This is a genomic window from Amycolatopsis sp. lyj-346 (assembly GCF_046548975.1).
Lineage (GTDB): Bacteria > Actinomycetota > Actinomycetes > Mycobacteriales > Pseudonocardiaceae > Amycolatopsis.
Genome location: NZ_JAJPWT010000001.1, coordinates 981,344 through 1,005,389, shown reverse-complemented (window position 1 = coordinate 1,005,389; position 24,046 = coordinate 981,344). Strand labels below are relative to the sequence as shown.

The following is a 24,046-nucleotide window of genomic DNA, read 5'->3' as shown; positions in this document are numbered from 1 at the left end:
CCTGACCTGGGGCACGCTTTGCGCGTGCGGACCGTTCGAGTTGTGGAGCTGAGGGGAATCGAACCCCTGACCCCCGCCTTGCAAAGGCGGTGCTCTACCAATTGAGCTACAGCCCCGGACGCGGGCGGCGAACCGCCCGCGGAGGATCAGTTGTGGGAAGCGCCCGCCGGCTTGGCCGGAGTGGTGCCGTTGGTGGAGGGGACCGGCGCGGTCGCCTCACGCCAGAGGTCGGCCTCGGCCTTGGCCGCCTTGTTGCGCTTGACGACGAACAGGACGCCGCCCGCGATGACGGCGAGTGCCAGCAGCTTCTTCACCGAAGCCCCCTTCTCAGCTTGCTTCCCTTACCCCGTGATGTTACTGCACGGCTCCGGCGCGGGTCTCGGGCACTCGTTGGTTCCACGTGGAACCACTGGTAACGCATGTCACACGCACGGGGAAATAGCAGCTGGGGCCGCCCTGTTGTACTGACTGGTCGGTGTGCCCACCGTGTCCCCCGGGCCTCACCTCATCGCCTTCGCGGAGTTCCGTCAGGCTGGAGCCGCGATGCGCCGTTCGCCGAGAGGCGACCGTGCGGCGCGCCGACCGTAACCGCTCAGCCCTGCCGGCCTTCTCTTCCCGGCAGGGCTGACCTGTATCCGGGACATCTCAGGGTCGAACCCCGATGTCGTCACCTTCTGCCGAAGACATCCTCGGAAGGGAAAGTCGTCAACAGAAGGAGTTGTTGTTCCATGCGTGCCCCACTGATCGCCGGTGCCGCCGTCCTGCTCGCCGTGACCACCGCATGCAGTTCCGCACCGGCACCGGCACCGGCACCGGCACCGAGCTCTGCGCCGGCCGCCCCCGCGCACGTGGTCGACCAGGCGGAGGCCGCACGCATCGCCACCCAGAAGTACGGCGGCCACTCCCTGGGCGTGGAACAGGACTCGGCTCAGGGAAAGCCGAGCTGGGAAGTCGAGATCGCCGACAGCGGCGAAGGCCGCATCGAGGTGGACATCGCCCAGCAGACCGGCGCGATCCTGACCATGGAACACGACTGACGCGCTCGCCGGCCGCGGCTCAGACCCCCCTGATCCGTTCGATGAGCTCGTCGCGGTACTCCTGCGCCGCCGGAAACTCCGGTTCGTCGCCGGTCGCCCGCTTCAGCGCACCTTCCAGGATCTTCAGTCCCTGGCGTTCGTCGCCGCGCGCATCCGCCTGCCGCGCGGCGTTCTCCATGGCTTTGGCGAGCTTGGTCTGCGCCTCGGGTTCCTTGGCGGCCGTGTGGATCCGGATCCAGTTGCCACCCGGATCGACGACGGTGAACCCGGTGTACCGGTCGTTGCGCAGCCGCGGCCGGGTCATCCGCGGGATGCCGGAGACGAGCAGTTTTCCGTGCACGGAACGCATTCCCGCCGCGAAGGCCTCGAACAGCTCGCTGGTGTCCGCCACGATGACCAGGCACGTGCTGTACGACTGCGCCGGGTCGTAGCCGTCCATCCCGAAGAAGTGCAGGTTGAGGTCTTCCCGCCGCACCGCGACGTGCGGGTTCGGCCGCGTCTGCCGATAGGTGATCTCGAAGCCGAGCATCTCGTAGAACGACGCGATCTCGTCGATGGAAGGGCAGGGCAGGAGCGGAATGGTCAGTTCGTTCGCCATTGCCCGAAGTTAAGCCCGGACCTGCCGAAACGACACCGAGCTATTTGCTCGTGCGAACAGGGGGTGACAACGCTGCCCAGCTCGTCAGGTCATGCAAAAGCCCGGTCCGCAAAAGCGGACCGGGCTTGACCTGCGTGGGCCTACCAGGACTTGAACCTGGGACCTCTTCGTTATCAGCGAAGCGCTCTAACCGCCTGAGCTATAGGCCCTTGAACGAGAAGAACTTTACAGGACCCCCGGAGGGGCCCTGCAACCGGGTCACTCCCGTTCGGACAACGTCACTTCCAGGCCTCCGGCCAGGTCGGCCGAGACGTTGTAGATGAAGGCGCTCACCGTGGCCAGTGCCGAGACCAGGACGATGTTGATCGCGCCGAGGATGGCTGCGATGCCGAAGACGCGGCCCGCGCTGATCAGGGGTTCGGCCGAGGCGTTTGCGCCCTCGCCGCCGACCAGCGAGGAGTACGTTCCGTTCAGCTTGTCCCAGACACCCATGCCGTCCAGGACCGTGTACAGCACTCCGACGGCCACCAGCCAGACGAAGAACATTGCGACGCCCAGTACCAGGGACAGCTTCAGGACCGACCACGGGTCGAAGCGCTTGACCTGCAGGGACGCGCGGCGGGGGCCGCGGCCCGGGCGGCGCAGCGCGCTCGGGCGAGCTCGCTGCGTCGCGGCCGGGGGGACCTCGCCGCTGCCTGACGGTGGGGTTTCGGCTGCGCCGCCGAACAGGCGGGGGGCCGCGCTGCCCGTCACCACCGGGCGTTCGGCGGCGACGGGCGGCGTTGCTCCGGCCGGGGGCACAGCCTCGTCCGTGGCCAGCTTGACCGTTGCTTCGGCGTCGCCTTCCTTGTCGACCCGCTGCCAAGGCGGGCTCGCCGGCGTTCCGTTCGAACCCGCTGCCTCGGGATTCTCGGTCGGTGTCACGAAGAGTCAGTCCTTACCCGTGCCGTGGGGCGCTGTCCGTAGTTGTGGAACTTACTGCTCCGACGGCGTCGTCGTCTCGTCAGCCGCTTCGGCCGCTTCAGCTGTTTCCGGCGCTTCGGGAGCGTCACCATTGGCGACGTCCGAGGGCTCGTCCGCGTTGCGTGCGACCGCGAGAAGAGTGGTTCCTTCGCCGAGATTCATCAGCCGGACCCCCTTCGTCTGCCGTCCTGCCTTGCGGACGTCGCCCGCTGGTGTGCGGATCACGCCGCCGCTCGAGGTGATCGCGTACAGCTCGTCCTCGGCGTCGACGATGAGCGCACCCACCAGCCTGCCACGTTTGCGGTCGTGCTGAATGGTGAGCACGCCCTTGCCGCCGCGGCCCTGGACCGGGTAGTCCTCGATCGCCGTGCGCTTCGAGTAGCCGCCGTCGGTCGCCACCAGGAGGAACTTGCCCTCCTTGACCACGCTGATGCCGAGGAGCTCGTCGCCGTCGTTGAAGCGCATGCCCATCACGCCGGACGTCGGGCGGCCCATCGGCCGCAGCGCCTCGTCCGTCGCGTGGAAGCGGATGGACTGCCCCTCGGCCGACACCAGCAGCAGGTCGTCCTCGGCCGCCGCCAGCACCGCGCCGACCAGCTCGTCGCCTTCGCGGAGGTTGATGGCGATGAGGCCGCCGGAGCGGTTGGAGTCGAAGTCGGTGAGCTTGGTCTTCTTGACCAGGCCGCGCTTGGTGGCGAGCACCAGGTACGGCGCGACCTCGTAGTTCCTGATCTGGATGACCTGGGCGATCTGCTCGTCCGGCTGGAACGCCATCAGGTTCGCCACGTGCTGGCCGCGCGCGTTGCGGTTGGCCTCGGGCAGGTCGTACGCCTTGGTCCGGTAGACGCGGCCCTTGTTCGTGAAGAACAAGATCCAGTCGTGCGTCGAACAAACGAAGAAGTGCTGGACGATGTCGTCCTGCTTCAGCGTCGCGCCCTGCACACCCTTGCCGCCGCGCTTCTGCGAGCGGTACAGGTCCGTTTTCGTCCGCTTGGCGTACCCCGTGCGGGTGATGGTGACGACGACGTCCTCGACCGCGATGAGCTCTTCGTCGGTGACGTCGCCGCTGAAGCCGATGATCTTCGTGCGCCGGTCGTCGCCGTACTTCTCGACGATCGCCATCAGCTCGTCGCGGATGATCGAGCGCTGCCGCTCGGGCTTCGCGAGGATGTCCTTGAGGTCGGCGATCTCCAGCTCGATCTCGGCCAGCTGGTCGATGATCCGCTGACGCTCCAGTGCGGCCAGGCGCCGCAGCTGCATGTCGAGGATCGCGGTGGCCTGGATCTCGTCGACGTCCAGCAGCTCCATCAGGGCCGGCCGGGCCTCGTCCGCCGAGGGCGACCGCCGGATCAGGGCGATCACCTCGTCGAGCATGTCGAGCGCCTTGACGTACCCACGCAGGATGTGGGCCCGCTCTTCGGCCTTCTTCAGGCGGAACTTGGTCCGCCGGACGATGACCTCGACCTGGTGCTTCACGTAGTGCCGGATGATCTGGTCGAGCCGCAGCGTGCGCGGCACGCCGTCGACCAGGGCCAGCATGTTGACGCCGAAGTTCTGCTGCAGCTGGGTGTGCTTGTAGAGGTTGTTCAGCACGACCTTCGCGACCGCGTCGCGCTTGATCGTGACGACGATCCGCATGCCCGACCGGCTGTTGGACTCGTCGGCGATGTCGGCGATGCCGGTGAGCTTGCCGTCGCGGACCAGGTTCGCGATGTTCTCGACCAGGTTGTCCGGGTTGACCTGGTACGGCAGCTCGGACACGACCAGGATCGTGCGGCCCTTCGCGTCCTCTTCGACCTCGACGACCGCGCGCATCCGGATCGAGCCGCGGCCGGTGCGGTAGGCGTCCTCGATGCCGGACGTGCCGAGGATCATCGCCTTGGTCGGGAAGTCCGGGCCCTTGATGCGGACCAGCAGCGCGGCCAGCAGCTCGTCGTCGGTCGCCTCGGGGTTCTCCAGCGCCCAGGCGACACCTTCGGAGACCTCGCGCAGGTTGTGCGGCGGGATGTTGGTCGCCATCCCGACCGCGATTCCGGAACCGCCGTTGACCAGCAGGTTCGGGAACCGCGACGGCAGGACGTTGGGCTCCTGCGTGCGGCCGTCGTAGTTGTCGGAGAAGTCGACGGTGTCTTCTTCGATGTCGGCCAGCATCTGCATGGCCAGCGGCGCGAGCCGGGACTCCGTGTACCGCATGGCGGCCGCGGGGTCGTTGCCCGACGAGCCGAAGTTGCCCTGGCCGTCGATCAGCGGGTACCGCAGCGACCACGGCTGGGCGAGCCGGACCAGCGCGTCGTAGATCGCCGAGTCACCGTGCGGGTGGTAGTTGCCCATGACGTCGCCGACGACGCGCGAGCACTTGTTGTACCCGCGGTCCGGCCGGAAGCCGGAGTCGAACATCGAATACAGGATCCGGCGGGCGACCGGCTTGAGGCCGTCACGCACGTCCGGCAGCGCCCGCGACACGATGACGCTCATCGCGTAGTCGATGTAGGAGCGCTGCATCTCCTGCTGGATGTCGACCGGCTCGATCCGGTCGTGTTCCGGAGCCGGCGGCAGAGTTTCCGTCATGAGGTCCTTCTCGAGTGGAGAGTCCTAGCGGGACAAAGAGCGGGGAACGCCTACACGTCCAAGAAGCGCACGTCCTTGGCGTTGCGCGTGATGAACGACCGGCGGGCCTCGACGTCCTCGCCCATCAGGACGGAGAACAGATCGTCCGCCTGGGCGGCGTCGTCCATCGTGACCCGGCCCAGCAGCCGGTTCGCCGGGTCCATCGTGGTCTCCCACAGCTCTTCGGCGTTCATCTCGCCGAGGCCCTTGTAGCGCTGGATCGCGTCGTCCTTCGGCAGCCTCTTGCCCGCCTCGACGCCCGCCCTGATGACGGCGTCGCGCTCGCGGTCGGAGTACGCGTACTCCGGCTCCGCCCGCGGCCACTTGATCTTGTACAGCGGCGGCCGCGACAGGAAGACGTGGCCGTGCTCGATCAGCGGGGTCATGAAGCGGAACAGCAGGGTGAGCAGCAGCGTGGTGATGTGCTGGCCGTCGACGTCGGCGTCGGCCATCAGCACGATCTTGTGGTAGCGCAGCTTCGAGAGGTCGAACTCGTCGTGGATGCCGGTGCCCAGCGCGGTGATCAGCGACTGGACCTCGGTGTTCTTGAGGACGCGGTCGATGCGGGCCTTCTCGACGTTGATGATCTTGCCGCGGATCGGCAGGATCGCCTGGTACATCGAGTCGCGGCCTTCCTTGGCCGAGCCGCCGGCCGAGTCGCCCTCGACGATGTAGAGCTCGCACTCCGCCGGGTTGGTCGAGCGGCAGTCCTTGAGCTTGCCGGGGAGGCCGCCGATCTCGAGCGCACCCTTGCGGCGGACCAGGTCACGCGCCTTGCGCGCGGCCATCCGGGCCTGCGCCGAGGAGATCGACTTGTTGATGATCGTCTTCGCCTCGGTGGGGTTGCGCTCGAACCAGTCCGCCAGCCACTCGTTCGACTGCTGCTGCACGAACGTCTTGGCCTCGCTGTTGCCCAGCTTGGTCTTGGTCTGGCCCTCGAACTGCGGCTCGCCCAGCTTGATCGAGACGATCGCGGCGAGACCCTCGCGCACGTCGTCACCGGTCAGGTTGGAGTCCTTCTCCTTGAGCAGCTTCTTGTCGCGCGCGTAGGTGTTGACGACGCGGGTCAGCGCGGCGCGGAAGCCCTCTTCGTGGGTGCCGCCCTCGTGGGTGTTGATCGTGTTGGCGAACGTGTACACCGACGGCGTGAACCCGTTGTTCCACTGCATCGCGACCTCGACCTCGAGACCGACGCCCTTCGCGTCGAAGGAGATCACGCTGGGGTGGATCGGGTCCTTGCTTCCGTTGATGTGCTTGACGAAGTCTTCGAGCCCGCCCGGGTAGCAGTAGACCTTCTCCTTGACGCGGGCGACCTTGCCTTCGGCGTCCTCTTCGGTCTCCTCGTCGGCGACGCGCTCGTCGCGCAGCGACAGCGTCAGTCCCTTGTTGAGGAACGCCATCTCCTGGAGCCGGCGCGAGATGGTCTCGAAGTTGAACGTCGTGGTCTCGAAGATGTCGCCGTCGGCCCAGAACGTCATCGTCGTGCCGGTCTCGGTCGCCGGGCCGAGGTCTTCGAGGGGTCCCGGGATCTGGTTGGTGTACAGCTGGCGCCAGCTGCGGCCGCCGTACTTGACCTCGGCCAGCAGCTTCGTCGAGAGTGCGTTCACCACGGAGATGCCGACGCCGTGCAGGCCGCCGGACACCGCGTAGGAGTCGCTGTCGAACTTGCCGCCCGCGTGCAGCTGGGTGAGCACGACCTCGATGGTCGGCTTGTTCTCCTTGGGGTGCATGTCGACGGGGATGCCGCGGCCGTCGTCGACGACGCGGACGCCGCCGTCGGCGAGGAGCGTAACCTCGACCTTGGTGGCGTGCCCGGCCATCGCCTCGTCGACGGAGTTGTCGACGACCTCCTGGACGAGGTGGTGCAGCCCGCGTTCACCGGTGGAACCGATGTACATGCCGGGGCGCTTGCGGACCGCTTCGAGGCCTTCGAGCACCGTGATCGACGACGCGTTGTACTCGCTCTTGTTCTCGGTCACCGGCGTTGTTTCTCCTCGTCTCGCCCGAGCGGATACTCGCTCTCCTCCAGTGTACTTGGCCGCGTCTGCTGACATGCGGCAAGGACACCCCTGAACGCGTCACAGACGAACGAAATCGGTTCGAGTCGAGTCTTGACGTATCTCGGGAGGTCTGGATGCGTTCTCGGCGCATTCAACCGAGCATCGCGCAACCCGGGTCAGCCGTACGTGTCACGGGGGCCGCGGCCCGGTACGTGGCGGGGTCCCTTCCGCCAGCTCGGGGCGGTCGGCCCCTGGATCCGCATCCGCTTGACGACCCCGTTGCCGACCCCCGCCGCGATCTTGGCCAGCAGCTTTCCCTGCAGCAACCGCAGCTGCGTGGCCCACGCCGTGGAGCTGGCGCGGACGGTCAGCTCGCCGTCCTTGAGCGCGACCGGCTGCGCGTGCTCGGCGACGTCTTCGCCGACCAGCCGCGCCCACTGGGCGAAGACGCGGGCGCTCGTGACGCTCTCGTTCCAGCCGCGGTCCTTGACCAGCCGGGAGACGAGCCGTCCGAGCGGCTGCGGGTCGCGCGCGTCCGCCCCCGGCCCCGACCAGCGGCGCCGCCGGGGGTGCTGCCCGCTGCCGACCGCGGGACGGCGGCGCCCGGGCGGGACGCCCCGCTCCTTCGCCTTGGCTTTCGCGGCCTCGAGGGCCGCGTGCGCCAGGTCGCGCCCAGTGGGAGGGGTATCGTTCGGCGCAGCGTCGCCGTCACGCTCCGTACCCGCGGCCGGCTTCGAGTCGCCGGAAAATCCTTCGCGTGACGGTTTTCGCCACCCATCTGGCCGCTTGGTCACGCGCGGCGATAACTCATTCACCGTGTTATCCACACTGTCCACAGGTTTGTCCCCAGATCGGTGGGTAACTTCTGTGTCGGCGATCACACGGGGTGTGCGATTCGATCTTGCCGGACGCTGTCCGCCCTCTTCAGTCACGCGTGATCTCACCATCCGCCACCGTGAACCGGTGGCCGGCCAGCTCTACGGGCACGTCTTCGTCGACCGCGGCGGTCACCAGCACCTGTTCGGCGCTCGCGGCCACCTCGGCCAGCCGGGCCCGGCGCTTGCGGTCCAGCTCGGCGAACACGTCGTCGAGCAGCAGCACCGGCTCGCCGGCCTCCGCGCGCAGCAGCTCGTAGCTGCCGAGCCGGAGGGCGAGCGCGAACGACCACGATTCGCCGTGACTCGCGTAGCCCTTGGCCGGGGCTTCGCCCAGGATCAGCTCCAGCTCGTCCCGGTGCGGGCCGACCAGGCTGATCCCGCGCTCGAGCTCCGCCTTGCGGGCTTCGCCCAGCGCCTTGAGTAAGACGTCCTTCAGGACCTCGGGTTGCGCCCGTTCACCGTCCGGTACGCCGTACGTCTCCGGCAGGGCCGCACCCAGCGACGACCGGTAGGCGATCTTCGCCGGACGCGAGTCGGGCGCAACGCCCATGTACGCCGAAGCCGCGTACGGCGCGAGGTCGGCGACGAGATTCAAGCGCGCGGCGAGCAGCTCCGCGCCCGTAACCGCGAGGTGGTCGTCCCAGACCTCGAGCGTCGACAGCGCGTACGGGTCTTCGCGGCCCGTACGTCGTTTCCCGGCCGTCTTGAGCAGGGCGTTCCGCTGCTTAAGCACCTTCTCGTAGTCCGCCCGGACTCCCGCGTACCGCGGCGCGCGCAGCACCAGGAGCTCGTCGAGGAACCGGCGTCGCTCGCCCGGGTCACCCCGCACGAGCGCGAGGTCCTCCGGGGAGAACAGCACCGTGCGCAGGATCCCGAGCACGTCGCGGGGCCGGCCGACCGCGCCGCGGTTGACCCGGGCGCGGTTCGCCCGGCCGGCGGTGATCTCGAGCTCGACGGTCAGTTCGCGGTCGTCGTTGACCACCGCGACCCGCACCAGCGCGCGCTCGCAGCCGTGCCGGATCAGCGGCGCGTCCGTCGCGACGCGGTGCGAGCCCAGCGTCGCGACGTACCCGATCGCCTCCAGCAGGTTGGTCTTGCCGCGACCGTTCTGGCCGACCAGCACGGTCGGCCCCGGTTCGAGGGCGAGATCGGCCTGTGGCCAGGAGCGGAAGTCGGTGACCTGCAGATGACGCAGATACACCAGAGACTCCCTACCCGCCGATCTTCTTCACGGCGTGCCCGCCGAACTGGTTGCGCAGCGCGGCGACCGCGCGCATCGCGGCCGAGTGCTCCTGCCGCGAAGCGAACCTCGCGAACAGCGCGGCCGAGATGACCGGCGCCGGCACCGCGTTGTTGATCGCCTCTTCGAGCGTCCAGCGGCCTTCGCCCGAGTCCTCGACGTAGCCCTCGAGGTCGTCGAGCTCCGGGTCCTCGTCGAGCGCGCGCACGAGCAGGTCGAGCAGCCAGGACCGGACGACCGTGCCGCGCTGCCAGCCCTTGATCACCGCGGGCACGTCGTTGACGACCTTCGCGGCCTCGAGCAGTTCGAAGCCCTCGGCGAAGGCCTGCATCATGCCGTACTCGATGCCGTTGTGGATCATCTTCGCGTAGTGCCCCGCGCCGACGTCCCCCGCGTGCGAGAAGCCTTCTTCGCGCGGGCCGTCCGGGCGCAGCGCGTCGAAGATCGGCATCGCCCGCTCGACGTCGGCGGCCGCGCCGCCGACCATCAGGCCGTAACCGTTCTCCTTGCCCCACACGCCACCGGACACGCCGCAGTCCAGGTAGCCGATGTTCTTCGCCGCGAGGAGATCGGCGTTCAGCTTGTCGTCGGTGTACTTGGAGTTGCCACCGTCGATCACCATGTCGCCCTCGGCGAGCAGGTTGCCCAGCTCGGTGACGGTCGCCCGGGTCGGGTCGCCGGCCGGCACCATGATCCACACGATCCGCGGGGCGTCCAGTTTGGACACCAGGTCCTCGAGCGACGTCGTGTCGCTGACGTCCGGGTTGCGGTCGTAGCCGACCACCTCGTGACCGGCCGCGCGCAGCCGCTCACGCATGTTGAAGCCCATCTTGCCCAGGCCGATCAGACCGAGCTGAACCATGAGATCCCCTTACGTGCGAACGAGAAGTGCTGTGTCACTCGGGGCTTCGCCCCGGCCGGGGCTCCGCCACCCGGACCCCGAAAAGATGCTTCATCAGCCGGGAAGGCGGACCGGCATCAGGAGGTAGAGGTAGCCGGGGACGACGTTGCCCTCGGCGTCGGCGGGCTTGATCAGCGCGGGCCGGTTCGGCGTGGTGAACGTCAGCTCCGCCCGGTCGCTGTGGAGCGCACCGAGGCCGTCGACGAGGTAACCCGGGTTGAACGCGATGGTCACCGGCTCACCTTCGTACTCGACCTGAAGCTCCTCTTCGGCGCTTCCCTCGTCGTCACCGCCCGCGGACAACCGCAGCGTGTTGTCCCCGAACTCCAGTCGTACCTGAGTCCCCCGCTCCGCCACCAGCGAAACGCGCTTGATGGACTCGGTGAGAGCCGACACTTCGATGACCGCGCGCGAGGTGTGCGACGCGGGCAGCAGCTGCCGGTACGGCGGGAACTCCGCGTCGAGCAGGCGGGTCGTCGTGTAGCGCCCGGAACCGGACAGGCCGAGCAGGCCTTCGCCGCTGGCGAGGGCGAGGCGGATCGTGGCGCCGCTCGCGCCGAGCGTCTTGGCCGCCTCGGCGAGGGTGCGCGCCGGGACGAGCACCGCGGCGTCGGCCAGCCCCTCGGCCGGCTGCCAGGTGAACTCGCGCATGGCGAGCCGGAACCGGTCGGTCGCGACGAGGGTCAGCGAGCTGCCGGAGATCTCGAGCCGCATGCCGGTGAGCATCGGCAGCGTGTCGTCCTTGCCCGCGGCGACGACGACCTGGGTGACGGCCTGGCCGAACGCGTCGCCGGCGAGCTCGCCCGCGAAGGCGGGCTGGGACGGCAGCTGCGGGTAGTCCTCGACCGGCATGGTCGGCAGGGAGAACCGCGCGCTGCCGCAGGTGATGGTGGCGCGCGAGCCGTCGACGGAGATCTCGACCGGCTGCGCGGGCAGCGACTTGGTGATGTCGGCGAGCAGGCGCCCGGACACGAGCAGGCGGCCACCGTCGGCGATCGTCGCGGGGACCCCGACCGTGGCGGAGACCTCGTAGTCGAAGCCGGAGACCGTCAGCGCGTCGGTTTCGCCGTCCGAACCGGCGTCGAGGAGGACACCGCCCAGCACCGGCACCGGTGGCCGGGAGGGGAGGCTTCTGGCCACCCACGCGACGGCGTCGGCGAGCCCGTCACGCTCGACGCGGATCTTCATGCGCGCATCCTTTCGACGATCGAGCCCCCTGCGGGCTCGGGCCAGGCCTCTCTCGCGGAGCAGTGACCGGCTGCCCCTCCGGCCGGTCCGTCCTCCGCTCGAGCGGCCGGAGCGCGGACCAGGTGCAGGCATCCACGTTAGGCCGTCGCGGGCACCGCCGTCACCTCGGCCTCCCCTTGCCTTTGTCGACATGACGACTCGATCTCGCGGCTGTCCCCAGTTTCGGCCTCCGCCTGTTTTTATCTTTTTCTCTCTTAGAAGAGATCTAAAAGGCAGTAGCAGTAGTAGGGGCTGTGGATTGTGTGGATTGAGCTCGTTCGCGCAGGTCGGACGGCTCGCGGGCATGTGGAGAACGGTGGTGGCAGACCTGTGGGTAGATCGGGCCGTCCGTGGATGGTTTCGGGCACCCCCGGATTCGTCCACAGCTGTCCTCAGTTGTCCCCACGGTTGTCCCCAGGTGTGAGGCGATTTGTACCCAGGCTCTGGGGGTGCCGGACGGGGTTCGAACCGCTCTTCCGGGTGATCGGCCCCTCCTGTGCACAGCATGTGGGCAACCTGTGGAATCAGCGTGGACAAGGGTGTGGATGCGCTGTGGATCGGCTGTGGGCGGGATGTGGACCGAATCCGGATCATCGCTGGTGGGAGATCCGTTGGCACTGTGGGCAATCTGCCCACACCATGGGGAAACTTCCTTGTGTACAAACAATTTTCGCGACTTTGGCGAAGCACGCGTACACGCGCTTCGCGGGCGTACGCGTGCTTCGGACGCTCCAAAGACGACTGTGTCCAATAACGACGAAGGGGCGTCCACTTTGCGTGGACGCCCCGAAGTCGTTGGGAGGTAAGGGATGTGCTACTGGCGGGCGCGCTGCTTGATGCGCGACGTCAGCTCCTGCACCTGGTCGTAGATCCGCCGGCGCTCGGCCATCTCCTTGCGGATCTTCTTGTCCGCGTGCATGACCGTCGTGTGGTCGCGGCCGCCGAACGTCTGCCCGATCTTCGGCAGCGACATGTCGGTCAGCTCGCGGCAGAGGTACATCGCGATCTGGCGGGCCGTGGCGAGCGCCTTCGTCTTGCCGGGGCCGCACAGGTCGTCGAGCGTCACGTCGAAGAACTCGGAGATGACGCCCATGATGGTCGGCGCGGTGATCTCCGGGGCGTGGGAGTCGGGGATGAGGTCCCGCAGCACGATCTCGGCCAGCCCGGCGTCGACCGGCTGCTGGTTCAGCGACGCGAACGCGGTGACGCGGATGAGCGCGCCTTCGAGCTCCCGGATGTTCGCTTCGACGCGCGAGGCGATGAACTCCAGGACGTCGCCCGGCACCGCCAGCCTGTCCTGCGCCGCCTTCTTGCGGAGGATCGCGATGCGCGTCTCGAGCTCGGGCGGCTGGATGTCGGTGATCAGGCCCCACTCGAACCGCGTCCGCAGCCGGTCTTCCAGCGTTTCGAGGCGCTTCGGCGGGCGGTCGGAGCTGACGACGATCTGCTTGTTCGCGTTGTGGAGGGTGTTGAAGGTGTGGAAGAACTCTTCCTGCGTCCCTTCCTTGCCCTCCAGGAACTGGATGTCGTCGACGAGCAGGATGTCGATGTCGCGGTAGCGCCGCTGGAAGGCGACCTTGCGGTCGTCACGCAGGGAGTTGATGAAGTCGTTCGTGAACTCTTCGGTCGAGACGTACCGGACGCGCATGCCCGGGAAGAGCCGTTGCGCGTAGTGGCCGACCGCGTGCAGCAGGTGTGTCTTGCCGAGCCCGGACTCACCCCAGATGAAGAGCGGGTTGTAGGCGCGGGCGGGTGCTTCGGCGACGGCGACCGCGGCCGCGTGCGCGAAGCGGTTGGACGCGCCGATGACGAACGTGTCGAAGGTGTACTTCTCGTTCAGCTTCGTCTTCGACGTCTGCGGCTGCGCCGGCGCGGTGTACGGCTGGCCGGCGATCGGCTGGCCGGAGAACGTCGGCCAGATCTCGTGGACCGCGGCGAGCGCCTCGCCCTCTTCGTCGACTTCCTCGTCGGTGTCGTCGCCGTCGTCCGGCTTCGACGCGACGGCCTGGTGGGCCGGCATCGGCATCGGCATCGGCGGCGCCGGTTCGGCGGGCCGCGCCGGCGGCATCATCGGCGCGCCGTTGCCCGGCATCGGCGGGGCGGGTTCGGGGCTCCCGCCGTTTTCCACCCGGCCGGGTGACGGCACGTAGCGGGGGGCGGGTGCCGGGGCGACGGCTTCGGCGCTGTCGACCTTCACGGCGAGGGAGATGGCGCGGCCGAGCCGCCGGGAAAGCGCGTCGGTGATCGCGCCGCGCAGCCCGCGCTCGATCGCTTCCTTGGCGAAGTCGCTGGGCGCCGCGAGCAGCGCCGTGCCGTCGAGCAGGCCGATCGGCCGGGTCACCCGCATCCAGGCGCGCTGCTGGGGAGACAGGGTCCCGTCGGACAGTTCGCGTACCACCTGTTCCCAGATGACACCCAGATTGTGCTGGTGATCCGACACCTGTCTGGCTCCCCTCCCCTCGTCGGCGTGGACGGCCGGACCGGCCCCGGGACCGCCCCGGTCACTCCACCCGGCGATCACAGGAGACCTGTCCGCGCACCGGCACAGCGAATATCCACATAGTTGTCCACAGCTGTGCACTAATGTACGGCGACCCGCGGTGCCGTCACCTGCGGGCTCGTCGTACGCCGGTGGGCACTCCACCACCCGGATACTCGTGCACCTCGACCGGTGACCCGAGAGAGGCACGCTAACAAGCCCCGCTCGTGGCCACAAGGCATCCTGGGCGGCCAGCATTTCACGGTGCACGGCCCGTTGCCATTCGGTGCCGCGGCGTTGAACCCCGCGGGTGCGCCGACCGGTCGCGTACCGTGGCCGAGGGGGTGCTTACCGGCCGCCCGACGGGGGTGCGTACCCTCGTAAGGTCTCCCGTATGCGACGGGTGCGTTTCGCGTGCCCACGTTGTCATCGCTCGTCGTGACGAGGCCACACGTTGGTAGGAGACATCAGAGACTGCCGTGCGCCCGCACGACACGCCAGGCGGGGGGAAGGAACTGTTCCCGCCCGACGCGACACACAGGAGAAGCAGTGAGCAAGGGTAAGCGCACCTTCCAGCCGAACAACCGCCGCCGCGCGAAGACCCACGGGTTCCGCCTGCGCATGCGGACCCGCGCCGGCCGGGCCATCCTCGCGGCCCGCCGTCGCAAGGGCCGCGCTGAGCTGTCCGCCTGATCGCACCCGATCGAGGCGCGCCGTGCTGCCGGCTGCCGCACGTCTGCGGCGGAGCGAGGATTTCCGCGTGGTTCTCCGTCGCGGGTCCCGGGCAGGCAGGCGCCGCCTCGTCGTCCACGCGCTGACCACGGACCCGTCCGAGGCCGCCGATCCACCGTCGGCGGCCAGGGCGGGTTTTGTGGTGAGCAAGGCCGTCGGCAATTCGGTGGTCCGCCACCGCGTCAGCCGGCGGTTGCGTCATCTCGTTTCGGCGAGGCTCGGAACACTGCCCGCCGGCACAGCGTTGGTCGTACGGGCATTGCCGCCGTCGTCGACCGCTTCCAGCGCCGAGCTCGGCTCCGATCTCGACGCCGCATTGCGCCGGCTGGGGCTTCTGTCGTCGCGCCGTCCGGCCGGGGATGTCCCCCGCCCGACGCGTCCCGCGGACGCGGCCCCCGACCACGGATCAGCGGTGTGACCGGCATGCGAGCCACCCCCGAGCACGACCACGACCACGACGTCGAACCCGAGCCACCGAGGCCCGGTCCCGTCGCCTGGGTCCTGCTGTTCCCCATCAAGCTCTACCGCAAGGCGATTTCGCCTTTCCTCCCGCCGGCTTGCCGGTTCTACCCGAGCTGCAGCGCGTACGCAGTCGACGCCCTCACCCGGCACGGTGCCGGCCGTGGCTCCTACCTCGCGCTGCGCCGGCTGCTGCGCTGCGGCCCCTGGACGCCACCAGGCCGCGACCCCGTGCCCGAGACGTTCTCCTGGCGCCACCGACGACCTGAAACCCCGATCGAGGAGTAGCAGCAGTGCTCGATTTCATCTACTACCCCGTGTCCTTCATCCTTTGGTGTTGGCACAAGGTCTTCGGTTTCGTCTTCGGGGAAGCCTCGGCGGTCGCGTGGATCCTCGGCATCATCTTCCTGACGTTCACGGTCCGCGGCATCATGTTCAAGCCGTTCGTGAACCAGGTCCGGTCGATGAAGAAGATGCAGGACTTCGCGCCGGAGATGAAGAAGATCCAGAAGAAGTACGCGAACGACCGGCAGCGCCAAGCCGCGGAGATGCAGAAGCTCCAGAAGGAGCACGGCGTCAACCCGCTGGGCAGCTGCCTGCCGATGCTGCTTCAGATCCCGGTCTTCATCGGCCTGAACCACGTCCTGCGCGCGTTCACGATGCCGCCGCCCGGTGGTGGCCCCAAGACCGAGAACTACTTCTTCACCCAGCACGACGTCGAGTCCTACGTCAACGCGAAGCTGTTCGGCGTCAACCTCGGTGAGGCCGTCTACAACGGTGTCGGGGTCGTCAGCGGCGGTGCCGTCAACGTCGGTTTCCAGTGGGGCGTCCTCCCCGTCGCGCTGCCCCTGATGATCGTCGCCTCCATCGCCACGCACCTGACCGCGCGGCACTCGGTGGCCCGGCAGAACGCCGCGTCGGCCACCCCGCAGACCGCGATCATGAACAAGCTGACGATGTACATCTTCCCGCTCGGTGTGCTCGTCTTCGGTGCCCTGTTCCCGCTCGGCCTCCTCTTCTACTGGCTGGCGAACAACGGCTGGACCCTGATGCAGCAGCGCCTCGTCTACACGAAGATCGACAAGGAAGAGGCGGCGCTCAAGGCGGAGGCCGCGGAGAAGCGCGCGACGCTCGGGCCGAAGCCGGGTCAGAAGCCGACCGCGCCGAAGGTCGGTCAGAAGCCGGTCCAGCAGAGGAAGAACCAGTCCGGGCAGACCGGCTCCCAGAAGAAGGTCACGAAGGCGGGCTCGGCCCACGGCTTCGCCCAGACCACGCCCGCGGAGGCCGCCGCCAAGGCGGCGGCAGAGGCCGCGAAGGCGGACGGCGCGACGGCGGCGGATCAGGTCCCGGCCGACGCAGGCAGCCAGAACGGCTCGAAGGACAACGGCACCGGAGTGCCGGGCCTTCTCAAAGACTCGACCAGGAAGTCGGGCCGGAAGCGCCGCTGAGGCGCGACCGGTTCGGAGAGGAGACGAATGATGTCGGAGACGATCGACACGATCGACGCCGATCAGGAAGACGTGACGCCGGCCGACGGTGAGACGGGCGAGCAGAAGGCGGAAGGTGGTGACGACGACGTCCTCGTGCGGGAGGGTGACATCGCCGGCGACTACCTCGAGCGGCTGCTGGACCTGCTCGACTACGACGGCGACATCGACCTCGACGTGGAAGCCGGCCGCGCGATCGTGAGCATCGACGGCGGCGAGGACCTCGAGAAGCTCGTCGGCCCGCGCGGCACGGTGCTCGAGGCGCTGCAGGAACTGACCCGCCTGGCGGTCCAGCAGGAGACGGGCTCCCGCAGCCGCCTGATGCTGGACGTCGCGGGCTGGCGCGCGGACCGCCGCGAGGAGCTGAAGGAGCTCGGCCGGTCGACGGCGGAGTCGGTCCTGAAGAGCGGCGAGCGCGTGCGGCTGCAGCCGATGAGCCCGTTCGAGCGCAAGGTGGTCCACGACGCGGTCGCGACGGTCTCGGGCGTCACGAGCGAGAGCGAGGGCGAAGACCCGAAGCGCCGTGTGGTGATCTTCCCGGAGGCCTGAGGCCCCGGTTCTCGGAGCGGCCCCACCCGACTGGTTCGGGTGGGGCCGCTTCTTTGTGTGCTAGGTGTGGCTCATGCGTCCCGCACCGGGAGAGGTCCTGCACTTCTCGGAAGACCCGGCGATCACCCGCTTCGAGCCGCACGTGGCGGCGACGGCGCGGCAGCCGGAGGCGTACGTCTGGGCGGTCGACGCGGGCCGCGCCCCGGACTACTGGTTCCCGCGGCAGTGCCCGCGTGCGATGGCGTGGGTGGCGGCGGGGACTTCGGCTGAAGATCGCTCGCGGATCCTGGGACCGGGGGACGGCTCGCGGGTCCACGCGATCGAGTACCGGTGGCTCGAGGCGGTGCGGAGGGTCCGGTTGTTCGCGTACCGGTTCCCGGCGTCGGCGTTCGAGCCGTTCGGCGAGCACGGCCACGCGATGGTGGCGGTGACCCCGGTGGCGCCACTCGGCCCACCGGAGCCGGTCGGCGATCTGCTCGCGCTGCACGCGTCGGCGGGAATCCAGCTGCGGGTGCTCACGAACCTCTGGGACTTCGTCGACGCGGCCGCGGCGAGCTCGCTGGGCTTCAGCGGCATCCGGTTGGGGAACGCGACGCCTCGGCGGAGCGAATTACACGCGTGATGTTTCACGTGGAACGGTCCACAGCGACGGCGGCTGAGTGTAGTTGTCCACATCTGCGGACTGTCGGCTCGTTTTCTCCGGCTCATCGGGGACAATCACACGAGCGTGGTTTCACGTGAAACCGGCGGACGAGGAGTAGACGGAGTGAGCTTGGAGGAGGCCGCGGATGCGGTGCGGGCCGCGGCGGGACGGGTGTTCGGTGAGCGCGTCGACCAGGCGGCCGGGTACGTCGAACTCCTGGAGCGGCACGGGGCCGAGCGGGGGCTGATCGGTCCGCGGGAAGTCGAGCGGCTGTGGGAACGGCACGTGCTCAACTCGGCGGTGATCGGCGAGCAGATGCCCCAGGGTGCCCGCGTCGTCGATGTCGGGTCGGGGGCCGGGCTTCCGGGTGTACCGCTGGCGATCGCGCGACCGGACCTCGATATCGTCTTGCTCGAACCGATGGCCCGCCGGGTGGACTGGCTGGCCGAGGTGGCCGAGAAGCTGGAACTCCCGATCACCATCGTCCGTGGACGCGCGGAGGAGCAGCCTGTGCGTGAGCAGCTCGGTGGCGCCGACATCGTCACCGCTCGCGCGGTCGCCCCGCTCGCTCGTCTCGCGGACTGGTGCCTGCCGCTGGTCCGTCCCGATGGCTTCCTGGTCGCCCTCAAGGGCGCCAGCGCGGCGGACGAGATCGAACGGGACGGCGCCGCCATCCGCAAGGCGGGCGGGGCTGACCCACTCATCGTCGAGTGCGGTGCGGCGGTTCTCGAGGTCCCCAGCACGGTCGTGAAGATCCGTCGCCTCCCTGCCACGGGCAAGCCGAAGGCGCGGAGCAGGAAGCGTTAACGGGCCGCGATGTTCCACGTGAAACGAAGCGACTCGACCACCGACCAGACGTCTAGATGGAGGAGGTGTCGAGACCGGTGAATCCCCCGCCGTCCGACTCCACGGAGACCAGCCACGACGTGGGCTGGACGCCGATCGCCGAAGAAGCCACCCGCGCCGCGCGTCTGCTGCACCCGGAGCGGACGCTTCCCCGCCCCGGTCGCCGGCGCGTGCTGACCGTCGCCAACCAGAAGGGCGGCGTCGGCAAGACCACCAGCACGGTCAACCTCGCCGCCGCACTCGCCGTCCACGGGCTCAAGACGCTCGTCGTCGACCTCGACCCGCAGGGCAACGCGAGCACCGCGCTCGACGTCGACCACCGGTCCGGGACGCCCTCCATCTACGAGGTGCTGATCGGTGAGGTGACGCTCGCGGAGGCCGCCCAGCCGACCGAGCAGTCCCCCAACCTCTTCTGCGTTCCCGCGACGATCGACCTCGCCGGCGCCGAGATCGAGCTCGTCTCGATGGCGTCCCGCGAGTCGCGGCTGAAGGAGGCCATCTCCTCGGAGATCCTCGACCAGATCGGCGTCGACTACGTCCTCATCGACTGCCCGCCGTCGCTGGGCCTGCTGACGGTCAACGCGATGGTCGCCGCGCAGGAGGTGCTCATCCCGATCCAGTGCGAGTACTACGCGCTCGAAGGCCTGGGGCAGCTGCTGAGCAACATCGAGCTCGTGCAGCAGCACCTCAACCGCGAACTGCACGTCTCGACGATCCTCCTCACCATGTACGACGGCCGGACCAAGCTGGCCGACCAGGTGACGAACGAGGTGCGGAACCACTTCGGCGACACCGTGCTGAAGACCGTCATCCCCCGCAGCGTGAAGGTGTCGGAGGCGCCCGGGTACGGCCAGACCGTGCTCGCCTACGATCCCGGTTCACGCGGGGCGATGAGCTACGTCGACGCGGCCAAGGAGATCGCCGAGCGCGGCGCAAAGATGGAGAAGGGTAGTTCGACATGACCGAGCGTCGAGGAGGGTTGGGGCGCGGCCTCGCCGCCCTGATCCCGACCGGACCCACCGGTGGTGGTCCCCTGCCCGCCCCCGGCGACGCGACGGCGGCGGACAAGAAGGCGGCCGAGGACAAGGGCTGGTTCGCGGCCAACGGTCAGGCAAAGCAGCACAGCGGTGAGGTCGCCGGCGCGGTCTACCGCGAGATCCCCGTCGGCTCGATCAAGCCGAACCCGAAGCAGCCGCGCCAGGTCTTCGACGAGGACGCGCTCTCCGAGCTCGAACACTCGATCCGCGCGTTCGGGCTCATGCAGCCCATCGTCGTCCGCGAGCTCGGGAACGACGAGTACGAGCTCGTCATGGGCGAGCGGCGGCTGCGTGCTTCCCAGCAGGCGGAGCTCGAAGCGATCCCGGCGATCGTCCGGCAGACCGCCGACGAGTCGATGCTGCGTGACGCGCTCCTGGAGAACATCCACCGCGTCCAGCTGAACCCGCTCGAAGAGGCGGCGGCGTACCAGCAGCTGCTCGACGAGTTCGCGGTCACCCACGAGGAGCTGGCGAGCCGGATCGGCCGCAGCCGCCCGGTCATCACCAACACGATCCGGCTCCTCAAGCTTCCCCTGCCGGTGCAGCGCCGGGTGGCCGCGGGCGTCCTGTCGGCCGGGCACGCGCGCGCGTTGCTGTCGCTGGAGGACGCGGAAAGCCAGGAGGAGCTCGCCGCGCGCATCGTCGCGGAGGGCATGTCGGTCCGGGCGACCGAGGAAGCCGTCACGCTCAAGAAGAGCGAGAAGCCGGCCAAGCCGAAGCCCGCGCCGCGCAAGCCGATCCAGGCGCCGGGGCTGCAGGAGCTCGCGAACCGCCTCTCGGACCGCTTCGACACCCGCGTGAAGGTCGACCTCGGCCGCCGCAAGGGCCGGATCACGCTCGAGTTCGGGTCGGTCGACGACCTCGAACGGATCGTCTCGATCATCGATGCGAATGGGACAAATCAGACACCGAAAACCGATTAGGGATCACCCCAGGGTGTTTCGTCACGGTGATGATTGCTCGACGCAGTCACGGCGAACACATTCAGTGATGATCACCCCGGACACGAAAAAGGCCACCACCGAGGTTCGGTAGTGGCCTTTCGTGGGCGCTGGGGTCAGCGAGAAATCGCCCGCGCGATCAGGTCGGCGAACACGGTGCCGAGCGACTTGCCCGCCGCGTCGATCGCCATCGGCACCGTCGACGTCTCGGTGAGGCCCGGCGACGGGTTCACTTCCAGGAAGTTGACCGAGCCGTCCGCGGCGACGATCGCGTCGGTGCGCGAGATGTCCCGCAGCCCGAGCACGCGGTGGACGGCGACGGCCAGCTCGGCCGCCGCCTTGGCCGCGGCGTCGTCGAGGCGGGCCGGGGTGAAGAAGTCCGTCAGGCCGGCCGTGTAGCGGGCCGTGTAGTCGTACACGCCGCTCTCCGGGACGATCTCGACCGCGGGGAGGGCCTCGGGTCCGTCCTCGCCCTCGATGACCGTCACGGCCACCTCGACGCCGTCCACGAACCGCTCCGCGAGGACGGTGTCCCCGTAGGCGAAACAACCGACCATCGCCGCCGGCAGTTCCGCCGCCTCGCGCACCACCTGCGTGCCGAGCGCGGAGCCGCCCTGGTCCGGCTTGAGGATCAGCGGCAGGCCGAGCCGCTCCACCATCGCGTCGAGCACCGCTTGGGCACCGAGCTCGCGGAACGTGCTGTGCGGCAGCACCACCCAGTCCGGCGTCACGAACCCGGCGTTCTCCAGCAGCGCCTTCGCGGTCGGCTTGTCCCACGCGCGGCGGCAGCCCTGGGAGCCCGTGCCGACGAACGGCACCTCCAGCATCTCCAGCACCGTCTGCACCGAGCCGTTCTCGCCCTCGCCGCCGTGCAGCGCGACGACCACCGCGTCCGGCCGCTGGGTGCGCAGGCGCTCCAGCAGGCCCGCGTCGGTGTCCCACTCCTCGATGCCGAGGCCTTCGGACTTGAGCGCCGCGGAGAGCCGTCGCCCGGACCTCAGCGAGACATCGCGTTCGTGCGAAAGCCCGCCGGCGAGCACGGCAACGGTACGGTCGACCACCGTGGAAACTCCTTAGGAAGGTAAGAACTAGACCGTGTCCGGGGACGGGTTCTGCGGTCCCTGGATCTGGCGCGAAACCACGCTACCGAAGGTGCGGGCGAGGTCCATTTCGGACTCCAGCACGGCTGCCAGCCGCCGCACGCCTTCGCGGATCCGCTCCGGCGTCGGGTAGCAGTAGGACAGCCGCATCTGGCGGCTGCCGAACCCGTCGGCGTAGAAGCCGGTGCCGGACGCGTACGCCACCCGCGCGGTCACCGCGCGCGGCAGCATCGCCTTCGTGTCGACGCCTTCCGGCACCGTCACCCAGACGTAGAACCCGCCGTCCGGCTTCGTCCACGAGCAGCCCGGGGGCAGGTACTGGTCGAGCGCGGACAGGATCGCGTCACGCCGCTCGCGGTAGTTCTCGCGGAACTTCTTGATCTGGCCCTTCCAGTCGTGCGTGGCCAGGTAGCGCGACACGATCATCTGGTTGAACGTCGGCGGGCACAGGGTCGCCGACTCCGCGGCCAGCACGAGCTTCTCGCGCACCGCGTGCGGCGCCAGCACCCAGCCGACGCGCAGGCCGGAGGCGAACGTCTTAGAGAACGAACCGAGGTACACGACGTTGTCGGGATCGGTCGAGCGCAGCGCCGGGTACGTCTGCCCGTCGAAGCCGAGCAACCCGTACGGGTTGTCTTCGACGACCAGGACGTCGTGGGCGCGGCAGATCTCCAGGATCTCCGCGCGGCGCTCGACGGCCAGCGTGACGCCGGCGGGGTTGTGGAAGTTCGGGATCGTGTATAGGAACTTGACCCGGCGGCCGGCCTTCTCCGTCTGGGCGAGCGCCTCGCGCAGCAGCTCGGGCACCAGGCCGTTGTCGTCCATCGCCACGTGCACGACCTGCGCCTGGTAGGCGGCGAACGAGCCCAGTGCACCGACGTACGAGGGGCCCTCGGCGATCACGACGTCACCGGGGTCGCAGAACAGCCGCGTGACCATGTCCAGGCCCATCTGCGAGCCGACGGTCACCACGACGTCGTCCGGGTGCGCCTTGATGCCCTCCAGAGCCATGATTTCGCAGATCTGCTCGCGCAGCACCGGAATGCCGTGCGCCGAGCCGTACTGCAGCGCCACCATGCCGTCTTCGGCGATGATCTCGGCCACCTGCGCCGACAGCGTGTCGAGCGGGAGCGCGGCCAGGTTCGGCATCCCGCCGGCCAGTGAAACCACCTCGGGCCGGCTGGCCACCGCGAACAGCGCCCGGATCTCGGAGGCGGTCATCCCCGCGGTGCGCGCGGCGTACCGCTCGAGGTGGGGGTCGAGGTTCTGGCGGCCGCTGTGCGGCTTGCTGGGGCGGTTCTCGGTCATCGACGTTCACCCGGGGCTCGGCGGACACGGTCACTCCCGCGGGAGCTGGTGGATCCCATCGAGTGTAACCGTGCACCCATCAGGACCCCCTGGCCTTTCGGTGCTCGTCACATCGGCCTATCCTCGACCGTGGCTCCCGTGTTCGTGCCGTGGATCTTGCGCGGCTTGACGAACGGGCAGCCGGTCGGAAGCGCAGGTCAGGGAGGTCGCGGGTGTCGCGTCGCGTCGTGGGCGTCACACTGGACAACCTGGAGCACCTGCCGAAGAGCTGTCGCCGGTGCGTGTACTGGGAGCTCGCCCCCCACCTCAAGCACCAGGCCGAGGAGTTCGGCGCGACCGAGGTGGAGAAGGAAGCCTGGGTGTCGAGCGTGCTGCTCGAATGGGGTTCCTGCGGCCGCATCGTCTACAGCGACACGCTGCCGGTCGGGTTCGTGCTGTACGCCCCGCCGAACGCCGTCCCGCGTGCGCTGGCCTTCCCGACGTCGCCGCCGAGCGCGGACGCCGTCCTGCTGACCGCGTTCCAGATCCTCCCGGAGTTCCGCGGCGGTGGGCTCGGCCGGATGCTCGTCCAAGCGGTCGCCAAGGACCTGACCAAGCGCGGTGTCCGCGCGATCGAAGCGTTCGGCGACGCCCGTCCCGACGAGGCGGACCCGGACGGCGGCCACAGCTGTGTGCTGCCGGCGGCGTTCCTGCAGAGCGTCGGCTTCAAGACCGTCCGTCCCCACCAGAAGTGGCCGCGCCTGCGCCTGGAGCTGCGTTCGGCCATCACCTGGAAGGAAGACGTCGAGGCGGCGCTGGAGAAGCTGCTCGGCCAGGTGACGATCACCACCGCCGAGCCGAGCCTCGGCCGCGCCTGATCCTCCGCACCTGATGTCAGGCGCCTGGTTCCCGGCGCCTGATTCCTCGGTCGCAAACGTTTGCGCCTGTGCTTGGGCATGCCCGAAAGAGTGGTGTGCACAACTGTGGAAGAAGTGCCGAGTTATCCACAGAGCGCTGATAGGAGCGGTGGAAAAC

General features: G+C 68.9%; 23 protein-coding genes and 2 tRNA genes. 11 read left to right on the top strand and 14 right to left on the bottom strand.

The annotated features are described in order from the left end of the window. Positions 1-43: 43 nt before the first annotated feature. Both ACLJQE_RS04890 and ACLJQE_RS04885 read right to left on the bottom strand, forming a co-directional pair. Positions 44-116, bottom strand: a tRNA-Ala gene (locus tag ACLJQE_RS04890). A gap of 30 nt (positions 117-146) precedes the next feature. Continuing rightward, positions 147-314 carry a DLW-39 family protein gene (locus ACLJQE_RS04885; protein WP_003100602.1) on the bottom strand — a complete coding sequence of 56 codons (168 nt, stop codon included), beginning with the start codon at positions 312-314 and terminating at the stop codon, positions 147-149. Between the two features lie 414 nt (positions 315-728). On the opposite strand from ACLJQE_RS04885, the gene ACLJQE_RS04880 reads away from it, so the two are divergent. After that, positions 729-1,037 (top strand): PepSY domain-containing protein, encoded by a 309-nt coding sequence (locus ACLJQE_RS04880; protein ID WP_410637726.1) that lies wholly within the window; start codon positions 729-731, stop codon positions 1,035-1,037. A 19-nt stretch (positions 1,038-1,056) separates the two neighbouring features. Here ACLJQE_RS04880 and ACLJQE_RS04875 read toward each other — a convergent pair whose 3' ends face one another. The 10 genes from ACLJQE_RS04875 to dnaA all read right to left on the bottom strand — a co-directional run bounded on the left by ACLJQE_RS04875 (position 1,057) and on the right by dnaA (position 13,891). Next, on the bottom strand, positions 1,057-1,635 hold the full coding sequence (locus tag ACLJQE_RS04875) for a hypothetical protein (protein WP_410637725.1): 579 nt from the start codon (positions 1,633-1,635) through the stop codon (positions 1,057-1,059). Between the two features lie 135 nt (positions 1,636-1,770). Then, positions 1,771-1,844 (bottom strand) — tRNA-Ile (locus tag ACLJQE_RS04870). Between the two features lie 49 nt (positions 1,845-1,893). After that, positions 1,894-2,559 carry a DUF3566 domain-containing protein gene (locus ACLJQE_RS04865; protein WP_410637724.1) on the bottom strand — a complete coding sequence of 222 codons (666 nt, stop codon included), beginning with the start codon at positions 2,557-2,559 and terminating at the stop codon, positions 1,894-1,896. Between the two features lie 51 nt (positions 2,560-2,610). After that, positions 2,611-5,166, bottom strand: coding sequence for a DNA gyrase subunit A (gyrA, locus tag ACLJQE_RS04860; protein WP_410637723.1), 2,556 nt, complete (start codon positions 5,164-5,166; stop codon positions 2,611-2,613). 50 nt (positions 5,167-5,216) lie between these two features. Next, positions 5,217-7,184 (bottom strand): DNA topoisomerase (ATP-hydrolyzing) subunit B, encoded by a 1,968-nt coding sequence (gene gyrB, locus ACLJQE_RS04855; protein WP_410637722.1) that lies wholly within the window; start codon positions 7,182-7,184, stop codon positions 5,217-5,219. 197 nt (positions 7,185-7,381) lie between these two features. Beyond that, entirely contained in the window at positions 7,382-7,999 is a 618-nt protein-coding gene (locus ACLJQE_RS04850; RefSeq protein ID WP_410637720.1) for a DciA family protein, read from the bottom strand. Positions 8,000-8,129: 130 nt separating this feature from the next. Further along, the gene (gene recF / locus ACLJQE_RS04845) at positions 8,130-9,284 is read right to left on the bottom strand and encodes a DNA replication/repair protein RecF (RefSeq protein WP_410637719.1); all 1,155 of its coding nucleotides are present in this window, start codon (positions 9,282-9,284) and stop codon (positions 8,130-8,132) included. Between the two features lie 10 nt (positions 9,285-9,294). Further along, positions 9,295-10,185, bottom strand: a complete 891-nt coding sequence (gene gnd, locus ACLJQE_RS04840; protein WP_308677737.1) for a phosphogluconate dehydrogenase (NAD(+)-dependent, decarboxylating) — start codon at positions 10,183-10,185, stop codon at positions 9,295-9,297. 93 nt (positions 10,186-10,278) lie between these two features. Next, positions 10,279-11,412, bottom strand: coding sequence for a DNA polymerase III subunit beta (gene dnaN / locus ACLJQE_RS04835; RefSeq protein ID WP_410637718.1), 1,134 nt, complete (start codon positions 11,410-11,412; stop codon positions 10,279-10,281). A gap of 853 nt (positions 11,413-12,265) precedes the next feature. Continuing rightward, entirely contained in the window at positions 12,266-13,891 is a 1,626-nt protein-coding gene (dnaA, locus tag ACLJQE_RS04830; protein ID WP_410637716.1) for a chromosomal replication initiator protein DnaA, read from the bottom strand. 588 nt (positions 13,892-14,479) lie between these two features. On the opposite strand from dnaA, the gene rpmH reads away from it, so the two are divergent. The 9 genes from rpmH (at position 14,480) to ACLJQE_RS04785 (ending at position 20,606) form a co-directional block, all read left to right on the top strand. Continuing rightward, positions 14,480-14,623, top strand: coding sequence for a 50S ribosomal protein L34 (gene rpmH, locus ACLJQE_RS04825; protein WP_037363527.1), 144 nt, complete (start codon positions 14,480-14,482; stop codon positions 14,621-14,623). A gap of 22 nt (positions 14,624-14,645) precedes the next feature. Beyond that, complete coding sequence (rnpA, locus tag ACLJQE_RS04820) at positions 14,646-15,080, top strand: ribonuclease P protein component (protein ID WP_410637715.1); 435 nt, start codon at positions 14,646-14,648, stop codon at positions 15,078-15,080. 5 nt (positions 15,081-15,085) lie between these two features. Beyond that, on the top strand, positions 15,086-15,409 hold the full coding sequence (yidD, locus tag ACLJQE_RS04815) for a membrane protein insertion efficiency factor YidD (protein WP_410637714.1): 324 nt from the start codon (positions 15,086-15,088) through the stop codon (positions 15,407-15,409). 5 nt (positions 15,410-15,414) lie between these two features. Then, positions 15,415-16,569 (top strand): membrane protein insertase YidC, encoded by a 1,155-nt coding sequence (yidC, locus tag ACLJQE_RS04810; protein WP_410637713.1) that lies wholly within the window; start codon positions 15,415-15,417, stop codon positions 16,567-16,569. 30 nt (positions 16,570-16,599) lie between these two features. After that, positions 16,600-17,157 carry a protein jag gene (locus tag ACLJQE_RS04805; protein WP_410637712.1) on the top strand — a complete coding sequence of 186 codons (558 nt, stop codon included), beginning with the start codon at positions 16,600-16,602 and terminating at the stop codon, positions 17,155-17,157. Between the two features lie 73 nt (positions 17,158-17,230). Further along, the gene (locus ACLJQE_RS04800) at positions 17,231-17,779 is read left to right on the top strand and encodes a DUF6886 family protein (protein WP_410637711.1); all 549 of its coding nucleotides are present in this window, start codon (positions 17,231-17,233) and stop codon (positions 17,777-17,779) included. A 144-nt stretch (positions 17,780-17,923) separates the two neighbouring features. Then, positions 17,924-18,607: a 16S rRNA (guanine(527)-N(7))-methyltransferase RsmG gene (rsmG, locus tag ACLJQE_RS04795; RefSeq protein ID WP_410637710.1), complete on the top strand. Its 684-nt coding sequence runs from the start codon at positions 17,924-17,926 to the stop codon at positions 18,605-18,607. Positions 18,608-18,684: 77 nt separating this feature from the next. Then, a complete protein-coding gene (locus tag ACLJQE_RS04790; protein ID WP_410637709.1) occupies positions 18,685-19,608 on the top strand; it encodes a ParA family protein in 924 nt (307 codons plus the stop codon). Then, on the top strand, positions 19,605-20,606 hold the full coding sequence (locus tag ACLJQE_RS04785) for a ParB/RepB/Spo0J family partition protein (protein WP_410637708.1): 1,002 nt from the start codon (positions 19,605-19,607) through the stop codon (positions 20,604-20,606). Before ACLJQE_RS04790 ends, ACLJQE_RS04785 begins: the two co-directional genes overlap by 4 nt. A gap of 134 nt (positions 20,607-20,740) precedes the next feature. Here the strand turns inward: ACLJQE_RS04785 and ACLJQE_RS04780 are convergent, their stop codons facing one another. After that, a complete protein-coding gene (locus tag ACLJQE_RS04780) occupies positions 20,741-21,685 on the bottom strand; it encodes a D-alanine--D-alanine ligase (RefSeq protein WP_410637707.1) in 945 nt (314 codons plus the stop codon). Between the two features lie 27 nt (positions 21,686-21,712). Beyond that, complete coding sequence (locus ACLJQE_RS04775) at positions 21,713-23,032, bottom strand: PLP-dependent aminotransferase family protein (RefSeq protein WP_410637705.1); 1,320 nt, start codon at positions 23,030-23,032, stop codon at positions 21,713-21,715. Between the two features lie 212 nt (positions 23,033-23,244). On the opposite strand from ACLJQE_RS04775, the gene ACLJQE_RS04770 reads away from it, so the two are divergent. Continuing rightward, positions 23,245-23,889, top strand: coding sequence for a GNAT family N-acetyltransferase (locus tag ACLJQE_RS04770; protein WP_410637704.1), 645 nt, complete (start codon positions 23,245-23,247; stop codon positions 23,887-23,889). Positions 23,890-24,046 lie beyond the last annotated feature (157 nt).

Bases quoted from the DNA above. Each gene is read 5' to 3' on its own strand.
- ACLJQE_RS04785 (WP_410637708.1), top strand. From the start codon at position 19,605: ATGACCGAGCGTCGAGGAGGGTTGGGGCGCGGCCTCGCCGCCCTGATC.
- yidD (WP_410637714.1), top strand. From the start codon at position 15,086: ATGCGAGCCACCCCCGAGCACGACCACGACCACGACGTCGAACCCGAG.
- gyrA (WP_410637723.1), bottom strand. From the start codon at position 5,166: ATGACGGAAACTCTGCCGCCGGCTCCGGAACACGACCGGATCGAGCCG.
- ACLJQE_RS04875 (WP_410637725.1), bottom strand. From the start codon at position 1,635: ATGGCGAACGAACTGACCATTCCGCTCCTGCCCTGCCCTTCCATCGAC.
- ACLJQE_RS04775 (WP_410637705.1), bottom strand. From the start codon at position 23,032: ATGACCGAGAACCGCCCCAGCAAGCCGCACAGCGGCCGCCAGAACCTC.
- ACLJQE_RS04880 (WP_410637726.1), top strand. From the start codon at position 729: ATGCGTGCCCCACTGATCGCCGGTGCCGCCGTCCTGCTCGCCGTGACC.
- gnd (WP_308677737.1), bottom strand. From the start codon at position 10,185: ATGGTTCAGCTCGGTCTGATCGGCCTGGGCAAGATGGGCTTCAACATG.
- dnaN (WP_410637718.1), bottom strand. From the start codon at position 11,412: ATGAAGATCCGCGTCGAGCGTGACGGGCTCGCCGACGCCGTCGCGTGG.
- ACLJQE_RS04805 (WP_410637712.1), top strand. From the start codon at position 16,600: ATGTCGGAGACGATCGACACGATCGACGCCGATCAGGAAGACGTGACG.
- ACLJQE_RS04800 (WP_410637711.1), top strand. From the start codon at position 17,231: ATGCGTCCCGCACCGGGAGAGGTCCTGCACTTCTCGGAAGACCCGGCG.